This window comes from bacterium (assembly GCA_022616075.1).
Lineage (GTDB): Bacteria > Acidobacteriota > HRBIN11 > JAKEFK01 > JAKEFK01 > JAKEFK01.
Window position 1 is genome coordinate 1 of the sequence record JAKEFK010000128.1, and the last position, 15445, is coordinate 15445.

Genomic DNA, 15445 nt, shown 5'->3' on the forward strand with positions numbered 1-15445 from the left:
AGCCCAACTGTTCCGGGTTTCTAGGGCTGCTTAACCGTTAACAGGTGACCAGAGGAACATGCACCTGTCTTTCTTTTTACAGGAAATCTGGGACGTGACCGTCGGATGATCGTCCAGGCTGATGCTTTCTAAATCTGTGATAGGCATCGACAAGAAAAGGAACAGACGAGAGAGCTGCATCTCCGTAGTCATATACTACCCAAAACGCCTCTTCTACCAGATTGTAGTCGTCACAAACAAGAAGCTGGTTCATGAGCGGAAGAATCTCAGGGCCTCTAAATGATCTAAGTGCCCGTACTGCATTTTGGACGTTATCGCTCGGCAAGGCCTGGGAGTTATTTAAGTAAATTTTCACCACCTCTACAAATTTCATTTTTGCGAATTCGCAATCGATTTGATTTAGAGCCTCGCAACAATAATCAATCTTTCGACTCTCGGTGATCGCAAGTGTTACCAGCCGCTCACAGACGGCTGAACGTACTGCGCGAGCATTTGCAGCGTCTTGGCCGGCATATCGCGCCAAGTGTCGGATTGCCGTTTGGGCAATACTGGTATCATATTTTAAAGCTCCACGCATCAATACGGGATACAGCAGTTCGGAGTGGCCACTCTTGAATAGCAAGTCGATTATTTCGTCTCGATGTAAATAGAACTGAAGAGCTTCCTCTTCCCAGAAATTGCGTAGAAGGAATGCTGCAGATGAATCGGGAATGATTATCGGTTGATCAAACTTTAATAGAGCAAGACAAACAGAAACGCGGACGTCGATATCGTCATCGACAATTCTCTTGATCAATGGGTTAAGGGAGGAAGCATCTCTCAATTGTCCTAAAGTGTCGACCGCCAGGATTCGCAATGAGACATTTGATTCCTCTAAACCTTTTATCATGAGATCAAAAGCTTCTTGATACTCGGATGCAAAGTGACTCATTGCAACCCATGCCGAGTACTGTGTTTCCCAATCGGCATCATCAAGGCGGTTACGCCAGTACTTAAAGCTTTTACCACGATAGTGCATGCGTGAGGAGTCGTCTCAGTAGTTTATCATCGAGCGGGCGATTAACGGAGAGCATGAAATCAATATGAACTAATTGTTAGAAGCATCATTAATTTTAGCCGTTCTCGGTCAGAACCAGTTTTATTGCTTTTGAGGAACAACCGTCGTCGGGCACCGTCGGCAAGAACTGGGAACCGCTTTAATTGTCGGAAACGCTCCCACTTCCCTGCCTTGGGTTCCTCATGGCTGCGGTATTCCTGCTGTTGTTCGGCTTGGATACGAACTTGTCCAGCTTCAGTTTCTTCCAAAGGGACAACACGAGCTGCACGAAAGTACCCACACTTAAACGCCTTAGCACAACAAACGCTCCGAGGGAACACGGTTTAGCCTGCTACTCCTCCGAATATCGATCCGAATATTGCATCAGCGATCTCAACCTTCTCAACGGGACGATCAACAGTCTCATCATCGTTTGTGAGCGGAGCGCGGAAATAACAAAACGGCATGGCTGGGGTCCATCCCCAGTTCGAGATTACGTTCGCCAAGCACCCGCTTTATTTCTTGTAGTGAAGTTCTCCCAACTATTAGCCTTCTTAAGTCCTCCTCATTGAGCACGAGCACCTGAGGGATTGTCAGGATCCCCGCTCGAATCAGATAGTTTAGTGTGCGCGAACGCAAATCGAGCTCATAAATGGAGTAGGGCTCGAGCGATTCTTTCTTCTTCCACAAACTCGATATTTTGCGAAACTGCAATCGTATATTCGCCGCAAGAGTGTACCAGTGTAAGCGCGTTATAGATCGAGTAAGTATTCTGAATGCGCGAAAAAGGCGAATGAGTGATCGAAAGAAGTGCCGCCTGTCAGTCTTTCGAAATTCTTCCAGCTCGAATTTGAAAAGGTTCGTCGATATGGCTATGGCGATGGGATTAACGCGGAACATCCGTTTCCTCCTCTAGCGTTTCGCCTAACGTTGATTGATGGCAATGATTCGCGCACTGAATATCCCGAAACTGAGAGAGCTTACCGAAGCTTGATCAATTACGAGCCCGTGAAAATATTTCAGCGGCATTTTCATGTGGTGAAATCGGCAACATTGACATAGAAAGACGCGAATCCGGATTGGACCCGTACTCGCGGCTCATCAACCCAAACATCAGGGCAAGGCCAGGCAAGTTGCGCTCCGGACTGTTAGGTTCAGTTCAAAAATAGAATAAAGTTCCAGTGTTGGTGGGTCGTTCTTGTATTACCGATCAGACCGCACCGGTAAAGCGCGAAGATTCTCAGAAATGTTACAGGGATCCTTATACTGTCGTGCTTTATCAAAATAGAGGGTACCAGCACGGGCTAAATCCAGTTCGTTGCTGGGATCAATAGAACCCATGGGCGTCCCCACTGTTTCCGACGTCCACATTCCATAACAAGTGCATTCAATCTGTGCTGTGAAATAGAACTCTACGCCGGACGCGGACAATCTAGAGTGATGCGGATCAAAAAGAGTCCTTAGTTCTGCAACTGTGGGCAGCCGCCAGTCTGCATATCCACCGCCTTGGTAAGCTTGGCAATACCGTTTTGCGCTGTACCAATCGCAGTCCTCTCCATTATCCCGCACTGCCCAGATTAGACCAGTTTGCCCATCAATCACGATTCCATTCCCTTTTGTTGACAAATCGCTGACTAGACGGCGGCACTTCGGTACGGACGGGTAAGGCCCTGGTACCAGCAGGCATGTAGGAAAAGCTTTCGAGGTCACTACCATCGCCGAGATTGTAGACTTTGGCATTTTCCGAGGACTCGTCGAACTCGGAGGACCATAGCAACAGTTGGCTGACATCGATTGCAGCTGTAACATGGTGCGAGACACGTTCGTCGTACAAACTGCGTAATTCGGGCAGTGTCGGAAGTCGCCAGTCACTGAAGCCACCTACGTGGTATTGGTCACAAAATTCCTTTGCCTCATGCCAGTCAATATCTGTGACATTATCCCGCGCTGCCCACATCAGATTAGTTAGACTATCCGTTACCGTTCCATCGCCATTGTTCAAGAAACGCGTGTTCATTTGTTGATCCTCCAAAAATGGTTCTTGCAAGCCTGTTATCTCAGCTTATTGTTACAAACTGGACAATCTTCCTGTTCATGGAAGAGACGCTAATCGTGTTGCCAAACTATGGACAGCAAAAAAGCGCCTTGATTCGCAAATCCATCATCTTAAAAATCTTGATCCTTCACGCTGTTGTCCCGAATGGTGTTCAAACAAAGGAAAAAGTGTAATAATCAACGGCAAGGGAGAATAGGACGCCAATGAGTAGGATCATCATCAACAAAGCCAGGCATCCAGATTTATTCCCAGCAGTACCAATATTTTCCTGTCTTGACGTATCTTCAGCCCGAGCTGCGTCGGCAAGCTTTTCTACTTGATCATAGTCTCCTTGACCACTGTAATTCAGAACAAAGTTGGCCCACTCGCTTAATCCCTTATCGGTATTCTTCAAAGCTTCATGCAGAAAGAGTTTCGCATCATCTGTGCCAATCGCCGCCAAAGCGGTTAGAGATCCCTCGACAGGAATGCGCCATTGCTTGAATTTTAAGGCTTTGCGATTATGGACCGACCACAAATAACTGACCGCTTGAATGGTTTTGCATCGCGAAATCGTCCGGAGCGTCTCAAAAACGATGGAGCTCCCGCAGTAAGTCATGCCCTGTTGCTCCTGATAATTACCCGCTTCAAAAGCACTGTGCGCCCGTTCGTCAAAGTCAGTCAAAGCGATTTCCGCAGAGTTAACGAATCGATTGAATTCGATATTACGAATTCCAATGAGATCGTTAGCCGTAAGCAGAAGCCACCAATGCAGCAAGGCGGAAGACGCTTCGTCGATTTCAGGGAATCCAGTGTCTGCGATTTTAACGAGCGTTCGTCCAAATAGTTCGTCGGGGATTGAATCATCAGGATGAGAAGTTGCAAGCTCGTCTTCAAGTCCTCCGCCCAATAACACGCGGACCAGTATTCTTTGAGTCGAGGTGATCGAGTCAGACGGTCCACGCCCGCGTGCACGCGCTACAAGCTCGACCAATTCAGGAAAGTCGTTACTTTTCACTAATCCGTCCAAAATTTCCTGTCGATTCATGATATCTACCCCTCAAGCATCATTGTATTTATGCAAGGATCGGCATATTCTGTGATCGGAACAGCCTAGTCTGCATACAACAGAAAAACGTAGTTTCTGCTGAAACATATCTGCGATTTGGCAAAATGATCACTCGGTCTTTGCTATTTTGGTGGTGCTTGCAACTCGCGGCCACACCTCGGACACTTAAGGCCCTTTATTTCAAAGACCCCTGGCGATTTTGTACACATGTAGCAAACCCACAATTCCTCTTTTGAGCATCGATACATTTTTGAAGGCAAGTCTTGCTTGCCACAAAAGGCGCACTTCACATTGACCGTAGACATTTTCCCCCTAAGCCGTGCAATGAATAATGTACAGCGATTTTATCACAAGGAGCACCGCAACTCGTTCCGAATCGTCCAGTTGAAAATCACTGTCAGTGCTCCGCAACGGCTCACCAACAGCAAGTCGACGCTTCAATGTTATATCCTGGTAATCACTCTTCACTAATTAATGTTTGCGCCGTCTACTTATCGGAAGATCCATCGAAGAATGCGGAACGGAAACGCGAAAATCCATTTCAGTACATCGTACAGAAAATGGCCCAGTACTTCCATGAATAGATAGCTGCCGAGAAACGTCCCGAGAACGGTAATGAACAGGAAAACTCCGAGCGCCGCCAGTAAGAGCAATTTTGCGAAGAAAGACATAGAAGAGAAGATGGCTGCAAAAATCGGAATCAGGACAGGCAGAAACATTGCGATCAAAATGATTCTAAGAAGGAATCGCCATGCGGTCCGGCGGCTCATGAGACCGAATATGAGTGCGAAGGCAATCACGATGATCAGCAATACTCGGATCGGATAAAGTATTTCCATTCAATGACTCCTTTGAAGCTGGAAGGAATATGCATGGAGAAACCTTTGCTCGATGCTTCTGGCATACTCCTCAGAGTCATTCATGTTTCGGCCCCTGCCCCAGACCTCCAGATGAGCTGCTTCATGAACGATCGTGGCGGTTACATCGACGTCGCTGCGCTGCGCCGCCACCTGCGCCACTCTGCGATTGCCGTCAACAGAGGCTCGACCGCCCAGGGTCCGATCGCCATCAGTGAAAGCGGAGCAGGCAAGGTACTTTAGCTGATCGATATTGCCGTTGGCGTAATCATAAAAACCGGTAAGGCGAAGAAGCCGTTCGTTTGCCGGCATGAATTTTGAGGAGACTTCTCTCGCCCGAACATTCCTTAGCTGGGGAGGGCGGAAGCAATTCTCAACCCGGGAAACAACGAACCAGATGAAGCATACGAATAGCGTGATCTTTGTCAGACGCCACATATATATAGAGGAAGGAATTTGCCTGATTTACCGTTTCAAGTGGAAATCGATTCCGACGATCTTGAAAGAATCCACAGGTTGCTGCCCATCGAATGCCGGCTGGAATTCCCATCGCTGAACAGCCTCTGCCGCGGCTTGATCAAGTAGTGGATGGACAGCGCGCACGAAGCTGATAACACCGACACTTCCGTCTGCCAGTACTTCAACTCGAATAACGACCCGGCCCTCGATTCCCATGATTCGCGCGTGTCTCGGATAAACAGGAGATACTCTTCGAATCGCAATGGCCGGGGAAATCTCGACACGAATGTGTCTCACAGGACGGTTCCTCGGACCGCGCACGAATTGCGCATCACGGTCAAACATCGGCCTGGACTGAACTGCCGGCTCCTGTCTTAGCAGACGGCCTCCTGACTTTGAAGAATGGAACTGATCGTAGCTGTTGTTTGCGATCATCGGTGGATCGTTGGTGAATTCGGGTTGCTCCGCGAGCGGAAGCATCGGCTTGATTTCGGCTTCCCATGTATTCAGGTCCTGGTAGCCGACGAGCTTCTTTCGGACAATCCCATTGGCATCGATTAAAAATGTCGTAGGAACCGCCCTGATATCTCCGTATTCTTTCAACACTGCCGAACTTGCGATCAATACCGAATAATTCACGTTGTTTTCCGCGATGAAATTCTGCAGTGTCCCCTGAGCATCCTGGCCTTCAACACTCACACCAAGGATTTCGAGTCCGCGGTCACTGTATCTGTTCCGAAGCTCAACGAAATGTGGAATCTCCATTCTGCATGGCGGACACCAGGAGGCCCAGAAGTTCAATACAACAACCTTCCCCTGAAGATTGGACAACCGAATGTAGCTTCCATTCAGATCTGGAAGCCCAAACGGTGGAGCAGGATTTCCAACGAGCTCAAGCTCGGGCGCCGATGGTGGATCCGGCGCCGGCCGGGGTGGCTCCTGAACTGCCGGCGGCGGAGCAACCGGGATTGGCCGTGAAGTGTTCACAATTCGAGGTATGGGCTTCGAAACCACGTACAACAGGACGAGAAACAGCATAATGGCAAGGATAACTTCTAGTGTTCGCATCCTATCCTCGACAATTTAAAACGCCCCCCGGTCGCAATCATCTTTCATCTGAAGTGGAAGTAACGGAAAATCGAATCCGCATTTGGCGCTCTGCAACGGAACAGATCATCGAGTCCGAACATTGCGAGCGAAATGCCGGCTGATTGTAAATCAATCGAACCGGCGCGTCAGAAATGCGCACCCGAATTCCTTCTGCAGCAAGTTCGTTTTCGAGATCTTCACACGCCGGACTTGACCTCCAGCAACCAGTCAAACATTCGTGAGACGGCTCGAGTTCGTTGTCATTCAGTATCACCGGCTGAACCAACGACGATTCATTCATCAACTTGATGATTCTATTTGCCTTTCGTTGACGTGAAGCGATAGCCCGAAGCGCGCGATCGAAATTACTGTTGGCAATTACTGCAGCGAGCGGATGAATGCGTCCGTTGATTCCAAATTCATTGACGCGATGCAATCCCAGCTCTCTCTTTTGCCGATTGGGATGCTGGCAGCACCAGATGAGTTTTTCATACAAATCGCTCGAATCAGTTAAGATGGCGCCGCCTTCACCGGCGAACAAGCTCTTGCCTGCAGTAAAAGAGACAACGAAAGCATGCGCAAGTTTGCTTGCCGGAAGGCTCGCCCGGCGTGCTCCAAAACTTTGCGCCGCATCACTGATATAGCAAAGTCGGTGTTCATCGGCAATCTTGCGCAATGCAATCATATCGGAAGGCATTCCATATATGTCGACGCCGAGTATTGCTCTGCTCTTATCCGTAATATACCGAACTACAGAATGGGGATCGAGTGTCAGAGTTGTGCTGTCGATATCGGCAAAAACCGGTGTGTTTCCAAACAACAGCCATGAAGATATGGTTCCGCCATAAGTGTATGGGCTCGTAATGAATTCCTGATCGCGAAGTCCTAGAGCAATCGCAATGGCCAGAAGCCCTGTCGTTGCGCTCGAGACGCAAAGTGCATGCTTCACTCCATAGTGGCGGGCAAGCTTCGCTTCGAGCTCAGCAACTGCGCCTGTCCCGTTCAAATGAATGATTCGGGATCGTTCGAGCGCGTCATTACACATTTGCATAGGGTTTGAGTTCCTTGATTTGAGCATTGAGGGCTTCCTGGTTGATGTCTCCAGTAGCGGGATCAACAATGTTTCTCAAGTGTGAAGGATACGGATACTGCGATGAATTGGCGCTCCACGGCAAGTAACTTCGAGAGTCGCAAATTTTGATTGCCCAAAGGTCGGAGTAAACCGCGGACAACTTGTCGACGGGAGCACAGAAATCTGTTGCAGCGAACAGGACGGAATCTTCATTTAATGAACCGTGAAGCAACATTGCATTGCTGAGCGCAGCACGGATATGCCTTGGCGAAGCACCTTTGTCATAAAAGATGGATGCAGCCTCCACAAGAGATGGAGCGGCCGGATCCATATCGGCATTCTGTCCCATTCTGCGAAGGATCGCGAGAATGATACCCGCATAATCTTCGCGCAGCGGATGAAGGACGGGAATGGCAGTGAACCGCGATCTCATTGCGGCGCCGATGCGCCACGGAACATTGGTTGTCGCGATTAAGAGTGATTTGCCACGCCGGGACTCATCCGAAAGCGCCGTAAGCAAGGTTGCCATTACGGCGCGGCTCGCTCCAGAATCGCCGTCAAAATCGCTTCGCTCTAACGGCATGGCTTCAGTAATTTCATCGACAAAGGCGATGTTAGGAGTCCATTCACGAAGCACGGTCTGCTGCAATCGAGCCCGCCTTTCGGTTTCTCCAACAATTCCGCTTTTCGGACTGTGCATCTGATATGCTGCGACTTTCGCCGTCGAAGCAGTAAAAATCGCCAGGTCGGTTTTGCCCGTGCCCGGCGAACCTGCAAGCAAAACATTGGATGGCATAGCTGGATCGCCCGCAGCAAGCGCGCGGGCATAAGCTTCCAGAATCCTTTGTGGAACGGAGACATTGATCCCGTACAGCTCAAGGCTTTCGATGCGGCGGTTATCCATTGCAGAAAGCGTGTGCTCCGAAAGTTCGATAACGTCCCGCCGTCTTTGTTCGAGCAATCTCTGAATGCTTACCGTTTTCGAAGTTCTGTTCGATGCGCGATAAAGCGATTCCAGGCTACGGTTTGGAGTATTCGCTGTGAGATGAGCAACGAATTCCGGCGTAAGACCTTCTTCCAGGCAAGCTCCTTTGTATAAAGCGTCAAGCGTGCCAATGAAATTTTGCTTCTCTTTCTTCCCCGGTTGCAGTAGCCGGATAGGATGAAGTGCTCCGGCGACAAGGTCGTCAATCAAACCTTCCCTTCCATGAAAAATCACAAGATTTGAACTGGATCGAAGTGCGAGACTTTGTGCCGTGATATGAACAAGTTCCGTCGCGACAAGCTGCGAGTCGGTCTGGCTCCCGTTTGCCATCGCGCCTGGAGTAAGATGTTCGCTAAATTCAAATAGAAAAGCGAACCGCAAATCGGCCCCGCTTGCCCATTTCATTCCTGCTGTCGGAGTTCTGGACAATGAAGAGATTCCACGGATAATTCGGGTGGTTTCATTTTGATTTTCCGGAATGGCGTGAAGACCGTGCGCCTGTAACGCACTCTGGACTGTCTTTCGATCGCGCTGATCTTCAATTCTGCTTTGGTCCCAATCCAGACCAGCTGCCATGGAGTAGGTAATGAGGAGCATGCCGTACCGTTTTCGCAGCTCACGACGCAGCAACTCGATCAACGGGCGCACTTTGGCGGCGTCATCGACAAAATCATAAAGCGACCGGCCTGTAAGCAGGATGGCAGTGTGCCCTTCATCATAAGCCTCAAAGATTCCTTCCCATTCTGATTTCATTGTCAGCCTCTTTGCTGAATTCTCAGCTGTCTTTGTCGTAATTTCCGAGTGTTTGCTATGCCACGATACGCCGTTGATTTTTGATTTGACGTGGTGCGTTCGCTCACAAACTTTCGGGCTACGTCCAAGATACAAGCCCCACCAGTTGGCTTTCTTTGTGGAACGTCACTTTCCACTCCTTCTTCTTCGAGCGCCTTGTCGAAGCGGTCGAGGATTTCCTTGCACCGGCCATCTCGGATACCAACAACTTCGGTTTCTATTCTTGTTTCCAGGGATCGGTTTGTGCTTATTTCTGTAACCAAGGCACGGCCAGCCGCGTCTTCAGCGGTCAACCGGATCAAACCTATGCTTACGTTTTTCTCCTGAATTCTGTCAAAACCAGTCCCTTTTGCCGCTCGAATCCAGCAATTCGCCAGTGAAATTACAAAATGGTCTTGGTGAGAAGATTCAAGGATTGCAAGAATATCGTTTGCTGCCTGCTGTACTGAACCCGGCGATGGACATGCAGTAATTTTTGTGAGTTCACTCTGCATTTCACAGGATGTAAGCGAAACTCGGTATGGAGTGACTGCCAGTGTTGCCAAAGCCTTCACTTTCGCTGCTTCTTCAGGCTGCAGCGCAGTGGCGCTGAGTACTTTTTCCGCCCGTGCTTCAGCCGATTTTAATTCCACACGCAATTCCGATCCGGGACGTAATTCGGACAGCTGTGGCGACTTCACACTTTTTACAAGCTCATCAAAGACGGCCTTTGCTGCAACAGTGAGCAACGTCGCTGCGGCTGTTGCTGCGATCGCCAGAACAGCTGGCGTTTCTTGAAGTACGGGTGCAGCCTTAATTTTCCGCACGCGATGTCTAGTGCTTACTTCTGACATCTCTTTTTCCTCCTTCTTATGGTTTTACTTCGTCTTCTTCATCCTGCACTCTGCCGCGCAAGACCTGACGCAAGTACTCCGCTTCCTCCGCGGACGCGTTCGGATCATGTCCGTTGCCGGGATTTACCAAAGCCGGCTCCGCCGGTTGCGGGCTTGCGGGCGGCTGCGCTGGCACTGTTGCAATTACCTCATATCCATACGCCCGATTGATGATATCTCTGGTTATCTGGTCAAACGGACCTGCCGCATGCTGGGCCTGCGGGAAGGCGTTATTAAATTCGTTTCTCGCTTCCCAATAGTCCTGAAATTGATAAACCGTAGCATTGCTTCGCCGCTGCGATCCTTCGACAAGCGAATCAACGCTGCTGCGGGCGGCCCTGTGCCTCATCCTGAAAACACAGAAAGACATGCCCTCATAGGCGGCTCCGCCTCCAAACAATATTGCCGCATGGGAAACGGTAGCCAGAACGATGAGCCCTTTCGTCATCCAGTCCAGCGATTCCAACATTCCGGTTCCTTCATATCCCGTCCGAGCGGCAGTTTCTGTCGCAAAAACGATAACCGGCATTAGAGCGTTTAACACAACTGCAGTGGAAATCCAGAGCGCGAGCCATCCGTTCGTTCCACTTTGGCGAGTCAGATGGATTTGTACGGCAATGAAAATTTCCAAACCGAGAATGAACATTGGAACCAGAATTCTTCCAACCCATACCATCTGAGGGAGATCGTGAAACGCCCTCTGGGCGAGCCACTCCGCGGTCGCGTTAAATAGGAAGAAATCAATGACAAAGACGAAAATGATGAGCGCTCCCTTAATTAAGTGCTGGACGGAAGTCATGAAGTCGTGTCCTACCCATTGTGGATTTGCATTCGTCAGATCACGTAACTTTTCCTGCGCCTGACTCAGCTTTTGTTCGGTTTCGCGGGTGTGATGGGCGCGCTCATGGAGTACCCGCAGCATTCGATTGATCGCCCGCCTCGCACGGGATTGGTAATCCGTTTCGTTTTGCGCTCTCAGTTCGAAATTAGCCATCGCTTAATTCCTCCTCTGCGCCAGCAGATGTTGCACTGCGGCGGACATGCTTTCAAATGCGATGATGTCGATGCCTTCCATGTTCCCAAGCGATGCGGAGCCATTCACAATAATCAGCTTTGCCTTGCTCTTCATGCTGTATTTGGGCCCATGAGCGGTGTCCTGACCATCGCTGCAAAACAGCGCATACTTTTCCGTGGGGGCTTTCCATGATTGGTCGCTTTCGCTGAGGAAAAGATCAGCGCGGCGCAGCGCCCCCCAGATGTCGGTACGTTTCCGGGATGCCGGCAGTGAAAATAGCTTCCTCACTTGCTCTTCGAACTCTTTTTCTCTCGCGGCTTCCTTTTCTTCTTTCTCGGCCTTTATTTTTTCGTATTCGGCGAGCTGCTTGCGGTACTGACCTATCTTCTGAGCCACATCAAAAACGTTTCCGTTCTTGGGAGGCTCCACCGGCTTAACGAGCGGAACGTCGGTCCGAACCCGGACTAGACTCAAATTACTTCTTTCCGCGACCAAACCCACTGCCAGTTCACCGCCATGCTTCCGGATGAGTGTCACAAGGGGCTGGATGTCTTCATATTTCAGTTGCTCTGTTCGGGTCCATCCAGTACTGGCGGTCTTGTCCTGAAAAACTACAATCTTGAGCGGAGGCTGCTGAGTTACTGCTGGCGTCTCTACAGATTGAGTGGAGAGTTGCGTATTATTACAAGCAGCCATGATGACGCTAGAAATCAAGAACGCGACTCGAAACGCATTATTTTTGCTGGTCATTTACTTTTTGCCTCCGTTCGAATAGTTAATTCAACTGCCGGTCCTTGGTTCCTGTTCTTCCGCGATATGAAAAACGCGAGTGGAGATTTTGAAACGACACTTCCTGTTTTGTCCTACAAGAGAGCGATCCGGATGGGAGAGATTTGACGTACGATTGGCGGTTCTTCAACTCCATCCTGGGATGTAGTACAACCGGCGCACACTAAGACAAACGCGATTAGTAGGATCATTACGTGAGAAGTATTCATTGCTATTTTGTCCCGTGGATTGTCTTGCTTCTTTGCGGCTTTTCCGGGAGTCGTGGTGTCAGGCGATACATCCTGCGATCCACAGCAGCACTGACCGCCTTAGCACATTCGTTCAGCATTACCTGGAGCGTCTCCGCACCTTCCATCTCCAAAGCCATTTCACCTAGAGCAGCGAGTTGCCCCATCACTTCATCGACAAGCGCCGAAGCCGCCGGTGTGGGATTTCCGGATTCATCCCGCAAAATTTCTGCCCTGCGGTGCGCCTCAAAAACCCAGCTCACGAGCCGCTTGTTCCACTCAAAGCTGAAAGCGTCTGGTCTCTGGCGCAGGAGTTTGTAAAGGTACTGATTCCTTCTGACTTTTCTTCTTTGAGCTGCTTTTGGCATCTTCCGTTACCTCCACAAAGAAAAGGTTGTTGCGAGGCAGAGAAACGTATTTTCAGTTAGAGGGATCAGCAGAAGAGGGAGATGCTGCCCCGTCAACAACCTATTCGGATCTGTGTGGGACGATCTTTTCGGCTCTAATAGATTTCAGGAAGGCGGTTATCTGAGGTTTGCCAGGTAAAGCAATCGGTGATCAGAGCGATAGGAATGCTCACTCAAGAGATTCCCAAAGCATACGCAAGCGGGCCCGGCGATAAAAGATTTCCTTGCCGAGGTCATCAAAGCAGTGAATCCGCTCCAGCTTTTCTCGATTCGGAGCGGTCTTGAGAACTAGGGCTTCGTACTCCAGCACCGGCAATTTCGTTCTCCAGGAGGCTAATTGATCGTAAAGACTTTCCCTTATATCCGGTTCGATATCATCAAAGGGATCAACAAAATCTGTAGATAGCCTCTCCACCAGCGTTTTCTTCCAGTCACCCTGCTTCTTCTTTCCAAGTTCTATTAGGAGATCCTCGTAGCTCGAGGACTTTCTCTCTGGTCTCGCAAATTGCTGAATAACTTTGGTACGCTCAGACACGTATCTTTGATGCTCTTTCGTTTCAAAAACGTAGTTCTTCAGATGTTCTGATAAGGCACTGGAATCAGTATCCTTCAATTCCTGTTCCAAGCTGTCAGCACCCTTTCGCTCGATCAGAAACAAGCGAGCTTCCATTTCAATATCAAGAGGGTCAAGGCCTCTGATGCTTTTCAGTATTTCAGCAGGGGTATTCTTCCTTCTTCCATTCTTTTTCATGCTTGTCGCTCGGATAGTTTAATGAGCTTTTCAACGAACTCCGAAAAGCTTCGCAGATAATCGCCCCACAACTTCGGCTGAGCTTCGAGAACTTTTTCAATCCCACGGAGAGATGCAAGATATTCCCTTTTTTCTTGGGTATTAATTAGCCTTCCTCTAGTCATGTAGAGCGCGTTCTTGGCATCCTTGAGACTTAAGATCACGACCTTACCATCCGTCATAAAATTTTCGTCGGAAAGCCTTTTTGACAAGTCCGTATTCCCAGAACAGAATTTTTCCAAAGCTATTTGCACTAAGAAAAAAAGCTGAGAGACGACTTCCTTCAAATTCTGAATATCCGCATCCATGTCAACTCGTAACCAGTTCTTCTCTTCGACAAGCATCTCAAACGGCGAGTCCATCAACCGAAGGGCGAGCTCCGAGTTTAAAAACTTTGGACTTTCGGCTTTGAGCAGTTTCCCTTTCAGGCATCCCGCAATCCGTTCTTGCTCTTCTATTCTGCCGACAAAGTGAAGCCACAACGCAATTCTGCGAGCAACCAGTTTCCGTCTGAAAATTTCCATATGTTTTTCGTTGTTTGGAGTTTTGTTTTTCAGGCCCGCCTCTATGTCCCTCAGTCGAGGAAATGACGGGTTTGATAGTAACTCAGGATCCTGCGTTCTGAATATGGACTCAATCCTTTGGACGAAATCTTTTGCCTCTTGACCAATTTTTCTCTCAGCCTCCTCATAGTCCCGCGAGAGTCGATGAGCAATGTAAAATTGCTTTAGTGGCTCCCAATATTTGCTCTTGGGAACTGAGCTCATAGCGTCATAAATGTTTCGCCCGAGATCTAAAATGGAGTCTGCAAAAAGGTTAATCGCACCAGGACCTGTCAAGTCGTTCTTTGAATAAACTGCCACTTTCGCACTGTACTTTTGAAAGCTTTCTAATAAGAACTTTCTGCTAAGACCGCTTAGCGCGACGAGTCCGACAAATCTGTCGGTCTTTGACAAATCTATCAAAAAATCGTATCCCTGCTTGCTTTGATGTCTTCGGATGCCATCTCTTATCTCAAATAACCTGTAGTCAGCTACAACAACCACGATTTCATTTCTCAAGTCCATCTTTATTTTTTCCTGCGCAGCAACGCATTTGTCCGTAACTATACACTGAACCCCTCTCCTCTCAAGCGCTTTAACAAGTGGATCCAAGCCCTCTGGCTCGTCATCAAGGAGAAGCGTTTTCCAGGGTCGGTTGCCTTCTGCATGAAAGTCAACGGATGACTCATTCTTAACCTCTTCAGGGATCAACAATTTGAGCTCGTCACCAACGCGTTCAACAAAGGAGATAACACCGGTGAAATCGTTCTTGTATACAATCTCAGAAATAAAACGGTCTTGGATGCGATCCAAAGCTACTTTCGAACCAGAATAGGTGGCTAAAAGCCTTTCAATCTCGTTCAGGCCGCGCCTGAGTTCTGCTTGCATAAACTTCCAGGTGTTTTGGTTTCTTTCATTGAGAAGATTCCAAAAGCTCCCCTTTATACGATGAACGACCTCGCTGACAAGCCCTTTGACGTTGCAAAAGTTGTTGATAATGTCCATCTGCTGAATATCAGTAAGCGGAGGAATATCGTCCAGGGCCTTCACCCAATCTTCAGGAGAAGAAGGAAGCTGAAGGAACCCGTGCCCCACGGCTCGAACGATCTCTCGGCGGGGGTCCTTCAGAATCACAGCAAGCGTGAAAAATGACAAAACGAGCACCGGCTGCCTGAGCTTAGCATGCAGCCTCAAATATCTGGCCACGAGTTCCAGACCATGCAGTTGTCCAAGCCGTTTACGGGCATTCGCATTTCCCCAGTTCAATTCCGCCAAAACCGCTAACCCCTGTATTTCCGGGCGTAAATGAGTCCCGAGTTCCGCCTCGGTCGTAGCCAGGTTGTCATGTCCGAAGAAGGCCTGCAATTCTTGGGCATACGCCTCATCGTTCCAGATTACAATCACTTGCT

The 15445-nt window shown here is 49.1% G+C and carries 16 protein-coding genes; 1 reads left to right on the forward strand and 15 read right to left on the reverse strand.

Annotation, left to right across the window (positions count from 1 at the left end; genetic code table 11):
• Positions 1–76: 76 nt before the first annotated feature.
• From L0156_10265 to L0156_10275, 3 genes are all read right to left on the reverse strand, one after another.
• Positions 77–1018, reverse strand: a complete 942-nt coding sequence (locus L0156_10265; GenBank protein ID MCI0603384.1) for a HEAT repeat domain-containing protein — start codon at positions 1016–1018, stop codon at positions 77–79.
• 444 nt (positions 1019–1462) lie between these two features.
• Positions 1463–1936: a hypothetical protein gene (locus tag L0156_10270; GenBank protein ID MCI0603385.1), complete on the reverse strand. Its 474-nt coding sequence runs from the start codon at positions 1934–1936 to the stop codon at positions 1463–1465.
• A gap of 694 nt (positions 1937–2630) precedes the next feature.
• Positions 2631–3053 carry a DUF1566 domain-containing protein gene (locus tag L0156_10275; protein MCI0603386.1) on the reverse strand — a complete coding sequence of 141 codons (423 nt, stop codon included), beginning with the start codon at positions 3051–3053 and terminating at the stop codon, positions 2631–2633.
• Positions 3054–3070: 17 nt separating this feature from the next.
• On the opposite strand from L0156_10275, the gene L0156_10280 reads away from it, so the two are divergent.
• Positions 3071–3265: a hypothetical protein gene (locus L0156_10280; protein MCI0603387.1), complete on the forward strand. Its 195-nt coding sequence runs from the start codon at positions 3071–3073 to the stop codon at positions 3263–3265.
• Here L0156_10280 and L0156_10285 read toward each other — a convergent pair.
• From L0156_10285 to L0156_10340, 12 genes are all read right to left on the reverse strand, one after another.
• Complete coding sequence (locus tag L0156_10285; GenBank protein ID MCI0603388.1) at positions 3244–4119, reverse strand: hypothetical protein; 876 nt, start codon at positions 4117–4119, stop codon at positions 3244–3246. The genes L0156_10280 and L0156_10285 overlap by 22 nt on opposite strands.
• A 512-nt stretch (positions 4120–4631) precedes the next feature.
• Positions 4632–4979 (reverse strand): hypothetical protein, encoded by a 348-nt coding sequence (locus L0156_10290; GenBank protein MCI0603389.1) that lies wholly within the window; start codon positions 4977–4979, stop codon positions 4632–4634.
• The gene (locus L0156_10295) at positions 4980–5309 is read right to left on the reverse strand and encodes a hypothetical protein (GenBank protein MCI0603390.1); all 330 of its coding nucleotides are present in this window, start codon (positions 5307–5309) and stop codon (positions 4980–4982) included. It lies immediately after the preceding gene.
• A gap of 153 nt (positions 5310–5462) precedes the next feature.
• Complete coding sequence (locus L0156_10300; protein MCI0603391.1) at positions 5463–6524, reverse strand: TonB family protein; 1062 nt, start codon at positions 6522–6524, stop codon at positions 5463–5465.
• A 37-nt stretch (positions 6525–6561) separates the two neighbouring features.
• Entirely contained in the window at positions 6562–7596 is a 1035-nt protein-coding gene (locus L0156_10305; protein MCI0603392.1) for a DegT/DnrJ/EryC1/StrS family aminotransferase, read from the reverse strand.
• Positions 7583–9355, reverse strand: a complete 1773-nt coding sequence (locus L0156_10310) for an ATP-binding protein (GenBank protein ID MCI0603393.1) — start codon at positions 9353–9355, stop codon at positions 7583–7585. The genes L0156_10305 and L0156_10310 overlap by 14 nt, the downstream gene beginning before the upstream one ends.
• A 2-nt stretch (positions 9356–9357) precedes the next feature.
• Entirely contained in the window at positions 9358–10227 is an 870-nt protein-coding gene (locus tag L0156_10315; GenBank protein MCI0603394.1) for a hypothetical protein, read from the reverse strand.
• A gap of 16 nt (positions 10228–10243) precedes the next feature.
• On the reverse strand, positions 10244–11260 hold the full coding sequence (locus L0156_10320) for a hypothetical protein (protein ID MCI0603395.1): 1017 nt from the start codon (positions 11258–11260) through the stop codon (positions 10244–10246).
• Positions 11261–11263: 3 nt separating this feature from the next.
• Positions 11264–12031: a hypothetical protein gene (locus tag L0156_10325; GenBank protein ID MCI0603396.1), complete on the reverse strand. Its 768-nt coding sequence runs from the start codon at positions 12029–12031 to the stop codon at positions 11264–11266.
• A 250-nt stretch (positions 12032–12281) separates the two neighbouring features.
• Complete coding sequence (locus L0156_10330) at positions 12282–12665, reverse strand: hypothetical protein (protein ID MCI0603397.1); 384 nt, start codon at positions 12663–12665, stop codon at positions 12282–12284.
• Positions 12666–12873: 208 nt separating this feature from the next.
• Positions 12874–13455 carry a hypothetical protein gene (locus L0156_10335; GenBank protein ID MCI0603398.1) on the reverse strand — a complete coding sequence of 194 codons (582 nt, stop codon included), beginning with the start codon at positions 13453–13455 and terminating at the stop codon, positions 12874–12876.
• Positions 13452–15311 (reverse strand): hypothetical protein, encoded by a 1860-nt coding sequence (locus L0156_10340; protein ID MCI0603399.1) that lies wholly within the window; start codon positions 15309–15311, stop codon positions 13452–13454. Before L0156_10340 ends, L0156_10335 begins: the two co-directional genes overlap by 4 nt.
• Positions 15312–15445: the final 134 nt, after the last annotated feature.